Origin of the sequence: Mycobacterium sp. JS623 (assembly GCF_000328565.1) — a bacterium.
Lineage (GTDB): Bacteria > Actinomycetota > Actinomycetes > Mycobacteriales > Mycobacteriaceae > Mycobacterium.
The window spans coordinates 5,065,749-5,080,474 of the sequence record NC_019966.1; the positions used below are offsets into that span (position 1 = coordinate 5,065,749).

Below are 14,726 nucleotides of genomic sequence, written 5' to 3' on the forward strand. Positions count from 1 at the left end.
GTTGAACGCCGCAATGGCTAGGTCGTAGATCGGTTGGGGCGCCTTCGACGGCGCACCGGCGGCGAACGGCGGGTGCGGATGTAGACAACCAGCGGAGGGGTCCGACCTTCTTTGGCAAAGTCATAAATAGTGCTTGCTCGTGTCTACGCGCGGAATACGGACGAGCCCCGGCATTGTCTCCGCTAGGCGTGGCCGAAGGTCTCGATGGAAAGGACACCGCGTTGACTCGACTGACGGAAAAGGCCGCATTGGTGATCGGCGGAGCCAGCGGCATCGGACTGGCAATCGCGGAACGCTTTACCGCCGAGGGCGCAGCCGTTCTGATCACCGGGCGACGCCAAACCGACCTCGAGGAGGCATTGACACGCATCGGATCCGGCGCCCGCGCCGTGGTCGCTGATCCAAGCCGTCGAGCGGACTTGCAGGCAGCGGTTGAAACGATGAAGCGCGACGCCGGGCGCATCGATGTACTCGTGGTCAACGCTGCAACCTCCATTTCCGCGCGAATCGACGACGCCACCGAAGAGGACTTCGACCGGCAGATGGAACTCAACGTGCGAGCGCTGTTCTTCGCGGTCCAACTCTCGCTGCCCTTGATGGGAAAGGGCGCGGCCATCGTCCTCATTGGGTCGATCGGTGACCAGCTCGGCACGGAGGGCTACGGCATCTACAACGCCAGCAAGGCAGCCGTGCGGTCACTGGCGCGGACCTGGACCGCCGAGTTGGCACCGCGCGGCATCCGGGTCAACGTGGTGAGTCCGGGACCAACCGACACCGCGATGTTCGCCTCTGTGTCCGATGACATTCGCGCCTCGCTGACCGCCGCAATTCCGATGGGACGATTGGGTCGTCCTGACGAGATCGCCTCAGCCGCACTGTTTCTCGCAAGTGACGACAGCAGTTTCGTGACCGGTGCCGAACTGTGCGTCGACGGTGGAATGGCTCAGGTGTGACCGCTTTCGTGAATCGACAGCGACGCCATCCGTGGATAAAGGATCGCTGGACCGAGCCATCGCGCAACAAAGCGACGTAGTGCAATTTCGTCGCGTTGCTGCCCGGGATCGGTCAGGAGGGACTGCACAGTGCGCAGGGTCATTTCGGCGAGCTCGCCGAGCGCGGTGGTGTCGAAGCCGTGAAGTTTCCAATCGACATCGAGGCGCTGGAAGACCGACAAGCAAAATGCAATCGCTGTGTCGGAGGTCAGCGAGGTAACAGCTTGGCCCTCCGGTCGATTGGTCAACAGGCTCTCCAGCTGTGGATCGCCGGTGAGGTTTTCGACTCCGAAGGAAACGCATTCGACGACTGCAGTGACCGGGTCGTTGAGTCCGCGGACGTGTTCTACGAGTTGGTCGATGAATCCGTTGACCGCACGCATCGAGCTGGCGATGAGCAGCGCGTCGGCATTGGGAAAGTACCGGTAGACCGTCTGGCGAGTGACACCGAGCCTGCGGGCGACGTCGGCAAGGCGAATCCCTGATCCGCGTTCGGCGACCTCTTCGTCTACCGCAGTCAGAATTCGCGAGATCGCCTCTTCGTCCGATGAGGGAGTCAGACCCGCCCAGCCACGACTACGCATCCGCCGTCACGAGTCTTTCGCTGGTGAATTCGATCGGAAGGGTTGTCGGACCGGTCATTCCCAGCAGGGATTTCCACGGGGCCGGACCGACGCGATGCGGGGCCGGGAGGCGGCGGGTGAGGACTATGAGTGCTTCCGCCAGTTCCCGGCGTGCAAGGTTCGCCCCTAGACAGTAGTGCGCGCCACCGCCGAAGGTCAGAATTGCCGGTGCGTCCTTGCGGGCGATGTCGAAGCGGTCGGCGTCGTCGTAGATCGCTGGATCTCGGTTGGCTGCAAAGGTGTTCGCGAGTACGAAGGTCCCTGCCGGGAACGTGTAGCCACCGAACTCGACGTCTTCAATGGCGGTTCGCGGCACGATGCAGGCTGCGGGTGAGTGGCGCATGCTCTCCTCGACCGCCTGCATCGCAAGTTGCGGATGGTCGCGCAGCTTTGCCCATTGATCCGGATGCTCGCAGAGCACCTGCACCGACGCCGCCAGTTGATTTCGCGTCGTATCGGTTCCCGCCATCAAGAAGCCGGCCACCAGCATGCGGAGTTCGTCGAGATTCAGCCGGTCGCCGTCGCTTTCAGCGCGAATGAGTTCGGAGAGCAGATCATCGGTCAGATTCTTTCGGCGGGCGGCGACCATGTGGTCGACGTAGGCGTCCAGTTCGCCCCACGCCCGCATGATCGCGGCTTCGTCGAAGGTGACATCTGGCTGAAAGTTGAGGGCCTTGAAGACCTCCTCCGTCCAGTCCGCGAACAGGTGCCAATCCTGGCGGGGCGCACCAAGCAGCGCGCACATGATCGGGGTGGGGTATGGACGCGCGATGTCGGTCACGACGTCGCACCGTCCGGCGTCCACCACCTGATCGATCAGCCCGTTCACCACCTCGTGGATCGTGTCTTGGAGGCGAGATGTCGCGCGGGGAGTGAACGCCTTGGAAACCAGTTTGCGCAACCGAACATGTGGTGCACCGTCCAGACCCAGGAGGCTGCTCGCCATCTTGTCGAACAACGGACCGGACGTGATGCCCTGCGCCGCTAGAGTGATGCCGGGTGGCAGTCGGAATCTGTTGTCGCGCAATATGTCCCGAGCCAACTCGTAGGACAGTATCTCAGGACCGAGAGGTCCGATGGCGATGGGCGCACGCGATTGTGCCAGCCGGATGTCTTCGAGGATGTCGTGCGGAGTGGCGGCGAGGCTGTAATTGAACGCGGGGAGGCCAGCTTCGAAGACGTCGGGAGCGGTGCCGTTCATCGATGTCTCAAGCTTCGCGGGAGCGTGGGTTTGGACATATCAACAAGAAGTGTATGATCAACTCGCCTGGAGATCAATACTACAGGATAAGCGCTGCAGCTAAGAAGGTCGTCGTCTCCTATGATCATACGTTATTCGTCATAACGTCCAAACCCGACAGCTGGGACGCCACGCCCACACGGCGTCCACGCCGCCGTGGATACATCTCCGAGGAGAACCCAACGTCTGATCACTGCGTCCCGCTGCAACGAGACGTCGGCCAATAATGACGACTTTTCAGTTGTGGCGCGACACTCGGCGATTGGGCCACCCTCCTTGGCATTTTCTACCGTAGTACCGATTGAGACGCACCGACTGTGATGCCGGAAACGTTCGGGCCATCAACTCCGCTGGCTCAGCGCTTCGGTAATCACCGCTACGAAGTTGGCGGGAGCGTCGAATGGTGCGGCGTGGCCCGCCCCTTCGATGGACACGACCGCACTGTTCGGCATGGTCGCGGCCAGCGACCGCGTGACCCGGGCCATGGTCTTCGGGCGCCGAAGGCCGTAGCTGCATATGACCCGAGACTTCACGGCCGCCAGGTCCTTCGCCCTTGGATAGTTGCCGATAGCGGTGCGGATATCCACAATCGCGGCTTCGGCGTTCTCCCTGACTGTGCGTCGCCACTCCTCAGGGAAGACGTCCCACGCCGTGCCACCGTCGCGGTAGGTGTAGGCGAAGCGGAGAAATGCTTCAGCCGCGCGCGCATGCTGGCGTCGCGACGCCAGCCATCCCATCTTGGTGAGCGCGCCGACCTGCGATGGGTGGGCGGATGTCGGGTTACATGCCACGGCGACTCGTGGGCGACGACAGCGCGGACGAGATCGGGGCGACGGAGGGCAAGATCGATGGCGATGGTCGCGCCGATGCTTGTGCCGACAACTACCGCAGGCGGGCACTGCAATCGGTCGAGGAGCGCGGCGGCGTCCGACGTGTGCATAGGGATCGAATTCGCCGGTGCGCCTCCTGATCGGCGGTACCCGCGCCGGTCATAGGCGATCACCCGACCATGTTTGGCGAGATCGTCCGCGACGCCTCCCCAGGTGGAAGCAGTAGCGCCGGCGGGGTGGACGAGAAGGACGGGGACCCCCTGTCCCCTCTCTTCGAAGTACAAGCCGCCCCCTTTGTCCGTTGAAAAGTCCAACGGCCGTTCCGAACCAGCCGCCTTCGACGACTCCTCTGCTCAGGCAAACAAAGAAATACTTGCCGCGCCCGGAGGCGAGGTGATTCGATTTAATCACCGTTTGGGGGAAGAACGGCAACCTCGCCAGAAGGGGGTGGACGGATGGCTATCGGCGTCATTTGGTTCCCTGATGTCGACAAACAGACGTATGACGCGGTACGTGAGAAGGTAGTGCCCAGCGGCAAAGAGAAGGGTTTGCAGTTCCACGCCGCCGGCGATGCGAATGGTCGCTGGTGCATCTTCGAGCTATGGCAATCTCGTGACGGCCTAGACCGATTCATGCGTGAGGATCTTGCTCCCGCGTTTGATGACCTAAACCTCAGCGCAGAGCAGCGGCCGCAGCCGGACCACATATTTGAAGTGGCATTTCAAGGGCCATAGCTGCCGCACACAAACGCTCTGACAGTCACCGTCGGCGTTTGCTCAAATCTAATGGCCAGGGGCGAACTCATGACGGAACCGTCGCCGTGGGCGGCACAGCCAGCGACGGGGCTGCAACAGGCGCCCGTCTGTCCATCACCAGGTCCGATTGCGCCGTGTCGAGCCTGCCCATCTAGCGGTGGCTCTCGTCGATAATCCGGTCTACCAGGCAATTCACTTGGTGCCCCCACTGGGACTCGAACCCAGACTTGGCGGATTTTAAGTCCGCTGCCTCTGCCAATTGGGCTATGGGGGCGATGCAGGTAGAGAGCCTAGCGGGCGTTTCAGTTCTCGGTTCGAGCCAATTTTTTGCGGATTTGGGGACACGGCTCCCACTCGCGTTTCAGCCCCGTCTGACAGGCGGATAGGCAGTGTGTGCCATGGCCTGACCTGGGTGCGGGTCGCCGGTCTCTGTGGGTCTCCGAACCCGTCGCGAACGCATCACCCGCCCCGTGAGGTCACTGCATGTGCAGACGACTTGGCTATGCCGGCAAAAGAGCGGTCCGCGTGGGCGACACGGTGAGCGCGGGCCGCGGATAGCGGTACTGCGCACAGGCATCGCCAACCACCTCGCCGACGGCCTCGGCGACACGACGAAGGATCCTCGGCTCGAGGAAGCGGTCCCCCACCTCCAGGTCCGCGAGGCTGATCCGCGTGAGCAGGACGCCCTGCTCACGCCGAATACGCGCCATCTCCGCGACCATCTGCCTCAGCTTCACCGCACCGATCGCGTCGTCGTCATCGTCGAGGCTGCAATGCAGCCCGATGACGTCGAGTTCGGGGTGCGTCAATGCGTCAGACACCAGCGCACTGCCAGAGGGTGCATCGACGACTATCCGCTGAAGTCGCTCAGCGCCGGCGGCCACATCAGCGATCTGCCGCCTGGAGCCGACTACGAACCTCGCCGCTCCTGCCTCGACCCCGCGGCGGATCGACGCAGCATCCCCGGAGTGCATGACGATGTACTTCGGGTCAACCCCGTTCGCAATCGCCTGATCAAGCTCGCCGCCGCTGGTGACTTCGACCGTGACGCGTTCGCGCCGCATCCACACCGCCACCGCGTCTAGTTCCAGCAACGCAGCCGGATAGCTGATGGCAATGCCCTTAAAAGCCTTGCGGTAGAGGGCGCTGCGGCGCAGGGCAACGGTTTCGTCAACGAGCGCAAGCCGTTTCGCATCGTGGTCCGTGCCATGCTCGAACCACGCGACTACGTCCGCGGGGAGCGACCAAAGATTGTCGAGCGAGTGCGCGGTCATGCGGCGCTTCGCCCAATGATCTCCAGGCCCGCCGATAGCACGACCAACGGTCGTGGGAAGCGCAGGGTGCCGCACGCGTCGTCCAGCGAATCGTCGATTTGCGCTGCAAGTTGCGGCAATTCGAACGCCCAGTCGCCCGACGGTATGGCACGACCACCGCCTAGGCCCAGCCGGGTGAGCACGGCACCATGATTTCGTCGAACCTGCGTCATCTCGGCGATCATGTGGCCGATCGCGGCCGGATAACTGACGAAGTCGTGGTCTTGCGAACCGACCTCACAATGCAACCCGACCAGATTGAGCCACTCGTGGTCGAGCACCGCTGCGATCGCAGTGTCGGATTCATTGCTGTCGAACCGGAACCCGGACTGCACATCACCGCCACCGGCGACGGCTAGAACCGGTGTGTTGACGTCCGTCATCCGGATGACAACATCCTGCGCGCGGTCCGTCACAGCGGATCGCAGCAGCTCGATCTGTTGCACCGAACCAGCGACGACGCGACCCACTCCGAGATTGACCGCCGCGCGCAGTTCGGACTCGCTCAGCGCTTCGGCGTACAAGGTCAGCCGCTGCAGCCGGGCTCCCGCCGCGATTGCCGTAGCGAGCTGTTCACCGCCGCAGACGTCCACCATCACGCGGTGATCCCGCACCCATTTCGCAATCGAACGATTCCTCAGAGCCGTTGCGGGAAGGGCGATCTCGGTCGTCGGGAAGGACTTGCGGTACATCTTGCACCGCTGCACGGCCACTTCCTCCGGGGCGAGCATCCGAGGTCGCCCATTGTGCATATCGTCGGATCCGCGACCCGCCACTTGAGCGTGCGGCGTGTGTCCGGATAGCACAGATACAAGAAAAGCCGAGAGAGTCACCGAGACCATTTCTTCTTTGAGGCCCTGGCCTGCTGCCAGCGGCAACTAATCGACGATGACGCAGACCAATGGTGCTCCGCCACATCTTTAGCGCTCTCTTGACACCGCCGAGTCGAACCTTTACGCCGCGTTGACGGTGCCATCGACCTGGGGCGTCGATCAACGACGCTTGGCGTTCTCCTTCATCGACACCGACAGCAACCGGATCACTGGGCAGACCACCATCAGGTGGATGAAGAACACGTACGCCATCGTCACGCTTACTTCACCTTCGTCCAGCTAGTCGAAAGGGTTCGCATAAGGCGCGACGTCCACGTCGCCTTTGCGGCCGGAGGCGAACAGTTCCTACTCGGCGCCAACGTGTTCAAGTACAGACGGCCAAACGTCACGACGTTTCCTTCATCCTGAGACCAACCGACATTCACGGAGTCCCTTTCTGATTGCGATGTACCGCCCAGCATGTGTGCTAGGCAGGCGCGTGAATGCGCTCCTAGCGCTCCCCTGACGTGCAGACCGGGAACTTTTACGGTGTCCTAACGTCTGACGCCACGAATACCGTGGCGCCCTCGTCAACGAAACAAAATGCCGTCGCGTAACCGCTGCCATCTGTGGCGCCGACGACGAGAACGCTAGGACAGGTGGGAATAGGTTCGGAAATAACAACTTTCGAAGGTACGGGGCATGATGACGGGCATCGTGCGATGCAGCCGCATTACGCTGCAAAGGCGTCGTCGTGGTCGGTGACGACCGCATGCCGATCTGGGCCGGCCAGCCACGGTCGGTAGCCGTTCGCTCGGAAGGTTGGAGTCATGCCCGATTCACGACTGCGTTTCTTGATGCCCAGGCGTGCGCAAGGTTCGAGTCAGCAGAGCGCCGATCTGTCGGCCGCACCGGAGCGGTCGATGGATCCCCGCACGCAGGAAGAACCCACCCTGGCGGTGCCGAGCTTGGTGGACAGCGCGGTGTACCGGGACGGACGGCGTGCCGAATCGCCGGCAACCCTCGAGGAGGCGCTACGTAGCCTGCCCGACCAGACGAGCATGGCCTGGATCGGGCTGTACCGGCCCAGCGAAACGGAGCTACTGGCGGTCGCCGAACAGTCTGGCCTGCATGAGCTCGCGGTGGAGGACGCCATCGTCGCTCACCAGCGGCCCAAGCTGGAGCGCTACGGAGAGACGCTGTTCGTCGTGTTACGCGCGGCCCGCTACGTCGACGAGTCCGAACAGGTCGAGTTTGGCGAGTTACACGTATTCACGGGCCCTGGCTTCGTGCTGACCGTGCGACACGCCGAATCACCGAATCTGGCCGCAGTGCGCCAGCGGATGGAGAGCGATCCCGACCTGTTAGGGCTCGGTCCGGAAGCAGTGCTTTACGCCATCCTCGACGCGGTCGTCGACGGCTACGCCCCCGTGGTGCGCGGGCTGCAGAATGACATTGACGAGATCCAGACCGAGGTGTTCGGCGGGGATCCACAAGTGTCCCGCCGCATCTACGAATTGTCGCGCGAAGTCATCGAATTCCAGCGAGCCACCCGTCCCCTTCTGGGCATGCTCGCCTCATTGGAGGCCGGGTTCTCGAAGTACGGCACCAGCGAGGAGCTACAACGCTACCTGCGGGACGTGGCAGACCACGTCACCACCGTGGTGGAGCGGGTTGACGACTTCCAAAAACTGCTGACCAGCATCCTCACGGTGAACGCGACGCTGGTGAGCCAGGCTCAAAACGAAGAGATGAAGAACCTCACTGAGGCCAGCTACGCCCAAAACGAGGAGATCAAGAAGGTGTCGGCGTGGGCGGCAATCCTGTTCGCCCCCACATTGATTGGCACGGTTTACGGGATGAACTTCGACCACATGCCCGAATTGCATTGGGCGGCCGGCTACCCGTTTGCCCTTGTACTGATGCTCATCACCTGCCTCGGGCTGTACGCGATGTTCAAACGGCAAAACTGGTTGTAGCCCAAGGGCGCAACGGCCACACCCGCGCTTCATCGCCCCCGTACATCACCGGAGCGCGTCGGCCGCAGGGCCGAGCGCCAATGCAGGCAGATACTCCAGACCGACGATGAGCAGCGTGGCGCCGGCGATCAGAAACACAAACGTCGGACTGTGCGTGCGGAGCGTGCCTGCGGTGACGACGCCCGGGCGCTGCGCTGCAAAGGTGCCTGCGATCGCCAGCACGGCAATGATCGGCAAGAAGCGTCCCACCATCATCGCGAGCGCAAGCGCGGTGTTGTACCACACCGTGTTACCGCTGAAACCCGCGAACGCGCTGCCGTTGTTGGCCGCCGAACTCGTGAACGCGTACAGCACTTCCGACAGTCCGTGCGGCCCCGTATTGAGCATCGACGCCCGCTCCCCCGGCAGCGCCATCGCCACCGCCGTACCGACCAGGACCGCCGCCGGCAGAGCCAGTATGTACAGGCTGATCAGCTTCATGTGCCGCGCACCCAGTCGCTGCTTGAGGTATTCCGGCGTCCGCCCGATCATCAGTCCGCCGAGGAACACCGCCAGCAGAGCCATCATCACCAGGCCGTACAGACCGCTGCCGGCCCCGCCTGGAGCCACTTCGCCCAGCATCATGTTCAGCATCAGCACCGCGCCGCCGCCACTGACGAAGCTGTCGTAGGAGGAGTTCGCCGCACCGTCCGCGCTTGCGGTCGCGGCCTGGCCAAACAGGGCACTGCCGGGCAGGCCGAACCGTGTCTCCGTGCCTTCGAACGGCCCCCCGACGGCATGCACAACTGTGCCGTCGGCCACCCCTGTGGCCAACGCGAGCGCCACGGTGCCGACGACGAACAGGATTGCGGCAGCGGAGAATAACGCCCAGCCCTGCTTCTTGTCGCCAACCATGATTCCGAAGGTCCTCAGGAACGCAACCGGAATCAACAGCATTGCAACGATTTCCACGACGTTGGTCAGCGGCGTCGGGTTTTCGAACGGGTGCGCGCTGTTGACGTTGAAGGCCCCGCCGCCGTCGCCGGACATCAACTTGATCGACTCCCAAGAAGCCACCGGGCCGCCCAGAATCGTCTGGTTGCCGCCAGCAAGCGTCGAAATCTCCTGCGCACCATGGAAATTGTTGACGACCCCGAGCATGAGCAGCAGCAGCGTGACGACGACCGACAGCGGCAACAGCACCCGCACCACCGAGCGCACCAGGTCTTCCCAGAAGTTTCCGAGCTCCTCCTTCTGGTACTGCGCCAGGCCGCGGATCAGCGCTACGGCGACGCACATACCGACCGCGCAGCTGGCGAACGCCTGCACACCGAGGCCGACGGCCAATCCCACATGCCCGAGCGTTGATTCGCCCGGATAGTTCTGCCAACTGGTGTTGGTGACAAACGAGATTGCAGTGTTGAACGCCAGCGCCGGTGTCATCCCCGTGTGTCCCCAGGGTTCGGGAAGCCGCGTTTGCGCCAACAACAGCCCGTACAGGAACAGCACACTGACCGCCGAGAAGGCCAGCAGCGAGAAGCCGTAATTCGACCAACGCTGCCGATTGTCGGGCTGCGCGCCGATCAGGCGGTACATCACCCGCTCCACACGCCAATGCCCGCTGTCGGTGTACACCCGGGCCATGTAGTTGCCGAGGGGAACATGAAGGATGACAACGAGCATGACGACGGCGATTAGCTGCAGCCAAGCCGTCGCTGCCCAGTGCTGTGGATCGTTGATCTAAGGCTCCTTCGTCAATCCGGCCGCTCGAACCAAAACTAGGGCCTCCTACACGCCGTTCACCCCCCCAGTTACGCAATCAATACGACTGGTCCCATGCATGTTGACGCGACGCTGATTCGGCGACGGTGTAAATGCGGTGCTCGGAGGCGAACCGCCGGCCCGGCGGAGTCGAAACACCCACCGGCGCGTGCCCGGCGGCGGTAGATTTCACCTGGCGGGGCGCTGTTTTCGGCCCCCGTTCCCCTAGACGGGACGCGCGGCATGGCAGCTTCCGCCCGCGACAATGTGTCGCGCACAGATGAAGGCCGTAAAGGTGCAACCGATGGGCGTTAAGAAAACGTCAACGAACAGTCCCGGCAGGCGGGACCGGGTCTAACTTCGTGGTGGTCCTCGACGCCGACGGCCCCGCGGATGCTGCCTCGGTGGAGGCCCCGATAGCCACCGCAATACCCAGCGAATTGGAGACGAGATGGGTGTCCTGATTTACATCGTGCTGACGGTGCTGATCTTCGGCCTGCTCGGCCTGGCGCAGAAGTTGGTCGAAGGACTGTGAACTACGAAAACCTCGTCGGCCTCGTGCTTTCAGTGCTTCTCGCGCTGTTTTTGGTCGCCGCACTGCTCTTTCCCGAAAGGTTCTAGTGACTACGACAACGGCGGGGATACTTTTCCTCGCGCTCCTCATCGTGGCGCTTGCCGTCGTGCACGTGCCATTCGGTGACTACATGTATCGGGTTTATAGCTCCGACAAGCACTCTCGTGTCGAGCGCGTGATCTACCGGCTCATGGGGGCGGACCCGAAGTCCGAACAGTCCTGGGGCGCATACGCCCGCAGCGTGCTGGCCTTCTCGGCGATCAGCGTTCTGTTTCTGTTCATCTTCCAGTTGATCCAGGGCAAGCTGCCATGGCACCTCAACGATCCGGCCACACCCATGACACCGGCACTCGCCTGGAACACCGCAATCAGCTTCGTCACCAACACGAACTGGCAGGCGTATTCCGGTGAGTCGACGCAGGGTCACCTGGTTCAGATGGCGGGCCTGGCTGTCCAGAACTTCGTGTCGGCCTCGGTCGGCATCGCCGTCGCGATCGCGCTCGTCCGCGGATTCGCCCGCAAACACACCGGCGATCTGGGCAACTTCTGGGTCGATCTGGTCCGCGGCACAATCCGCATCCTGCTGCCGATCTCCGTGGTCGCCGCGATCATTCTGATCGCCGGCGGCGCGATCCAGAACTTCCACCTGCACGACCAGGTCGTCAACACGTTGGCCGGCGGTCAGCAGACGATCACCGGCGGCCCCGTGGCCAGCCAGGAAGCCATCAAGGAACTCGGCACCAACGGTGGCGGCTTCTACAACGCCAACTCCGCGCATCCGTTCGAGAACCCGACCTCGTGGACCAATTGGCTGGAGATCTTCCTGTTGCTGGTGATCAGCTTCTCCCTGCCACGCACGTTTGGCCGCATGGTCGGCAGCAAGAAGCAGGGCTACGCGATCACATCGGTCATGGCGAGCCTGTTCCTCATCAGCGTCTCGTTCATGATGTGGTTCCAGCTGCAGCACCACGGCACCGTTCCCACGTCCGTCAACGCGGCGATGGAAGGCGTCGAGCAGCGGTTCGGCATCGCTAACTCGGCAGTGTTCGCCGATGCGACAACGTTGACCTCCACCGGTGCTGTCGACTCTTTCCACGACTCCTACACCAGCCTTGGCGGCATGATCACGCTGTTCAACATGCAGCTCGGTGAGGTGGCGCCCGGCGGCACCGGCTCGGGCTTGTACGGCATGCTCATCCTTGCGGTGATCACGGTGTTCGTCGCCGGCCTGATGGTCGGTCGCACCCCGGAGTATCTGGGCAAGAAGATCAATCCGCGCGAGATCAAGCTCGCCGCAAGCTATTTCCTGGTCACACCGCTCATCGTGCTGACTGGAACGGCAATAGCGATGGCGATGCCGGGACAGCGGGCCGGGATGCTCAACACCGGGCCACACGGACTCTCGGAAGTGTTGTACGCGTTCACTTCTGCGGCGAACAACAACGGCTCGGCCTTCGCGGGCATCAGCGTCAACACCGAGTGGTACAACACCGCCCTCGGCTTGGCGATGGTGTTCGGCCGGTTCCTGCCGATGGTCCTGGTGCTGGCGCTGGCCGGTTCGTTGGCCAAACAGGGCACCACGCCTGAGTCCATTGGCACGCTGCCCACGCATCGACCGCAATTCGTCGGGATGGTCGCCGGGGTCACGCTGATCCTGGTGGCCCTGACCTTCCTGCCGATGCTCGCGCTCGGCCCACTCGCTGAAGGAATCCACTAAATGTCAACACCCACAATTCATTCCGCTGCCACTCCGCAGCAGAAGACGAGCGCGCCAAAGGGCCGCGTGCAAGGTGGCCTGCTCGACCCGCAAATGCTGTGGAAGTCGACGCCGGGGGCACTGGCCAAGCTCGACCCACGCACGTTATGGCGCAATCCCGTCATGTTCATCGTCGAGGTCGGCGCCGTCTGGAGCACGATCCTGGCGATCATCGAGCCGTCGTGGTTCGCGTGGCTTACCGTCGTATGGCTTTGGCTGACAGTCATTTTCGCCAACCTGGCCGAAGCTGTCGCCGAGGGTCGCGGCAAGGCCCAGGCCGAATCGCTGCGCAAGACGAAGACCGCCACCATGGCGCGTCGTCTTGCCGGCTGGCAACCGGGCAGCCCCGGGCGCGAGGAGGAGGTCGCAGCGCCCCTGCTCCAACAGGGTGATGTCGTGGTCATCGAGGCAGGACAGGTCATACCCGGCGACGGTGACGTCGTGGAAGGCATTGCGTCGGTTGACGAATCGGCCATCACCGGTGAATCCGCGCCGGTGATCCGCGAATCCGGCGGTGACCGGTCTGCGGTGACTGGTGGCACGACCGTGCTCTCGGACCGCATCGTCGTCAAGATCACGCAGAAGCCGGGCGAGAGCTTCATCGACCGGATGATCGCGCTTGTCGAGGGCGCCAACCGGCAAAAGACGCCGAACGAGATCGCGCTGAACATCCTGCTCGCAGCTTTGACGATCATCTTTGTGTTCGCGGTGGCCACACTGCAGCCACTGGCGATCTTCTCCAAGGCGAACAACCCCGGTGTCCCAGACACGCTAGCGCTGACGTCAAACGGCGTCACCGGAATCGTGATGGTCTCCCTGCTGGTCTGCCTTATCCCGACGACGATCGGCGCGCTGCTGTCGGCCATCGGCATCGCCGGCATGGACCGGCTGGTGCAGCGCAACGTGCTGGCCATGTCGGGTCGTGCGGTGGAGGCCGCGGGCGATGTCAACACCCTGCTGCTGGACAAGACCGGCACCATCACCCTGGGAAACCGGCAGGCATCCGCCTTCGTGCCGCTGACCGGAGTGACGCCGGAGTCGCTGGCCGACGCGGCCCAGTTGTCCAGTCTCGCCGACGAGACGCCTGAGGGGCGCTCCATCGTCGTATTCGCCAAGCAGCAATACGGCCTGCGAGCCCGTACGCCGGGTGAGCTCGCCCATGCGCACTGGGTCGAATTCACTGCCACGACAAGGATGTCGGGCGTCGACCTCGACGGGCATCTCCTCCGCAAGGGCGCAGCCAGCTCGGTGGCGGAGTGGGTCCGGTCGCAGGGCGGCGAGGTCCCCATCGAACTCGGCGGGATCGTCGACGGTATTTCCGCCGCGGGCGGCACCCCGCTCGTGGTCGGAGAGGTGAAAGACGGTAAGGCCTCTGTCTTGGGCGTCATTCACCTCAAGGACGTCGTAAAACAGGGCATGCGCGATCGATTCGACGAGATGCGCAAGATGGGCATCCGGACGGTGATGATCACCGGCGATAATCCAATGACCGCCAAGGCCATTGCCGACGAGGCCGGCGTCGACGACTTCCTCGCCGAGGCGACGCCCGAGGACAAGATGGCGTTGATCAAAAAAGAGCAGGCCGGCGGCAAGCTCGTGGCGATGACCGGCGACGGCACCAATGACGCTCCCGCACTGGCTCAAGCCGATGTGGGCGTGGCGATGAACACCGGTACCTCGGCAGCCAAAGAGGCCGGCAACATGGTCGACCTCGACTCCGACCCGACGAAGCTCATCGAGATCGTGGAGATCGGCAAGCAGCTGCTGATCACCCGTGGCGCGCTCACGACCTTCTCGATCGCCAACGACATCGCAAAGTATTTCGCGATCATCCCGGCGATGTTCGTTGCGCTGTTCCCAGGCCTGGATCTGCTGAACATCATGAGGCTGCACAGTCCGCAGTCGGCGATCCTGTCAGCGGTTATCTTCAACGCAATCATCATCGTGATGCTGATCCCGCTGGCCCTGCGGGGTGTTCGCTACACCCCGAGCAGTGCGTCAAAGTTGTTGAGCCGCAACCTCTACGTCTACGGGCTCGGCGGCATCATCGCGCCATTCATCGGCATCAAACTGATCGACCTCGTCATCCAATTCTTACCGGGAATGTGAGAA

13 protein-coding genes and 1 tRNA gene are annotated in these 14,726 nt (G+C 63.0%); 6 read left to right on the forward strand and 8 right to left on the reverse strand.

Going from position 1 to position 14,726, the window contains the following annotated elements; translation table 11 throughout:
• Positions 1-221 precede the first annotated feature (221 nt).
• Entirely contained in the window at positions 222-953 is a 732-nt protein-coding gene (locus tag MYCSM_RS24700) for an SDR family NAD(P)-dependent oxidoreductase (protein WP_041314884.1), read from the forward strand.
• Here MYCSM_RS24700 and MYCSM_RS24705 read toward each other — a convergent pair.
• The 4 genes from MYCSM_RS24705 to MYCSM_RS39140 all read right to left on the reverse strand — a co-directional run bounded on the left by MYCSM_RS24705 (position 944) and on the right by MYCSM_RS39140 (position 3,999).
• The gene (locus tag MYCSM_RS24705) at positions 944-1,576 is read right to left on the reverse strand and encodes a TetR/AcrR family transcriptional regulator (RefSeq protein ID WP_015308903.1); all 633 of its coding nucleotides are present in this window, start codon (positions 1,574-1,576) and stop codon (positions 944-946) included. The genes MYCSM_RS24700 and MYCSM_RS24705 overlap by 10 nt on opposite strands.
• Positions 1,569-2,816 carry a cytochrome P450 gene (locus MYCSM_RS24710; RefSeq protein WP_015308904.1) on the reverse strand — a complete coding sequence of 416 codons (1,248 nt, stop codon included), beginning with the start codon at positions 2,814-2,816 and terminating at the stop codon, positions 1,569-1,571. Before MYCSM_RS24710 ends, MYCSM_RS24705 begins: the two co-directional genes overlap by 8 nt.
• Positions 2,817-3,196: 380 nt before the next feature.
• A complete protein-coding gene (locus tag MYCSM_RS39135) occupies positions 3,197-3,388 on the reverse strand; it encodes a hypothetical protein (RefSeq protein WP_083906336.1) in 192 nt (63 codons plus the stop codon).
• Complete coding sequence (locus MYCSM_RS39140) at positions 3,385-3,999, reverse strand: alpha/beta fold hydrolase (protein WP_083906337.1); 615 nt, start codon at positions 3,997-3,999, stop codon at positions 3,385-3,387. Before MYCSM_RS39140 ends, MYCSM_RS39135 begins: the two co-directional genes overlap by 4 nt.
• A 141-nt stretch (positions 4,000-4,140) precedes the next feature.
• Between MYCSM_RS39140 and MYCSM_RS24725 the strand changes: the two genes are divergently transcribed.
• Positions 4,141-4,419 (forward strand): hypothetical protein, encoded by a 279-nt coding sequence (locus MYCSM_RS24725; RefSeq protein WP_015308905.1) that lies wholly within the window; start codon positions 4,141-4,143, stop codon positions 4,417-4,419.
• A 218-nt stretch (positions 4,420-4,637) separates the two neighbouring features.
• Here MYCSM_RS24725 and MYCSM_RS24730 read toward each other — a convergent pair.
• From MYCSM_RS24730 to MYCSM_RS24740, 3 genes are all read right to left on the reverse strand, one after another.
• Positions 4,638-4,714: transfer RNA gene (locus tag MYCSM_RS24730), tRNA-Leu, on the reverse strand.
• A gap of 226 nt (positions 4,715-4,940) precedes the next feature.
• A complete protein-coding gene (locus MYCSM_RS24735; RefSeq protein WP_015308906.1) occupies positions 4,941-5,714 on the reverse strand; it encodes a diaminopimelate decarboxylase in 774 nt (257 codons plus the stop codon).
• Positions 5,711-6,484, reverse strand: coding sequence for a hypothetical protein (locus tag MYCSM_RS24740; RefSeq protein WP_051073812.1), 774 nt, complete (start codon positions 6,482-6,484; stop codon positions 5,711-5,713). Before MYCSM_RS24740 ends, MYCSM_RS24735 begins: the two co-directional genes overlap by 4 nt.
• Positions 6,485-7,395: 911 nt before the next feature.
• Here MYCSM_RS24740 and MYCSM_RS24745 point away from each other — a divergent pair.
• The gene (locus MYCSM_RS24745; RefSeq protein WP_041312640.1) at positions 7,396-8,544 is read left to right on the forward strand and encodes a magnesium and cobalt transport protein CorA; all 1,149 of its coding nucleotides are present in this window, start codon (positions 7,396-7,398) and stop codon (positions 8,542-8,544) included.
• A gap of 45 nt (positions 8,545-8,589) precedes the next feature.
• On the opposite strand, the gene kdpA (MYCSM_RS24750) is transcribed toward MYCSM_RS24745, so the two are convergent.
• The gene (gene kdpA, locus MYCSM_RS24750; protein WP_257720762.1) at positions 8,590-10,263 is read right to left on the reverse strand and encodes a potassium-transporting ATPase subunit KdpA; all 1,674 of its coding nucleotides are present in this window, start codon (positions 10,261-10,263) and stop codon (positions 8,590-8,592) included.
• A 552-nt stretch (positions 10,264-10,815) separates the two neighbouring features.
• Between kdpA (MYCSM_RS24750) and kdpF the strand changes: the two genes are divergently transcribed.
• Genes kdpF through kdpB form a run of 3 tightly spaced genes read left to right on the forward strand, consistent with a single transcriptional unit; the run spans position 10,816 to position 14,723 of the window.
• On the forward strand, positions 10,816-10,905 hold the full coding sequence (gene kdpF / locus MYCSM_RS38755) for a K(+)-transporting ATPase subunit F (RefSeq protein ID WP_157681392.1): 90 nt from the start codon (positions 10,816-10,818) through the stop codon (positions 10,903-10,905).
• Positions 10,905-12,575 (forward strand): potassium-transporting ATPase subunit KdpA, encoded by a 1,671-nt coding sequence (kdpA, locus tag MYCSM_RS24760; RefSeq protein WP_015308911.1) that lies wholly within the window; start codon positions 10,905-10,907, stop codon positions 12,573-12,575. Before kdpF ends, kdpA (MYCSM_RS24760) begins: the two co-directional genes overlap by 1 nt.
• Complete coding sequence (kdpB, locus tag MYCSM_RS24765; RefSeq protein ID WP_015308912.1) at positions 12,576-14,723, forward strand: potassium-transporting ATPase subunit KdpB; 2,148 nt, start codon at positions 12,576-12,578, stop codon at positions 14,721-14,723.
• The last annotated feature ends 3 nt before the right edge of the window (positions 14,724-14,726 follow it).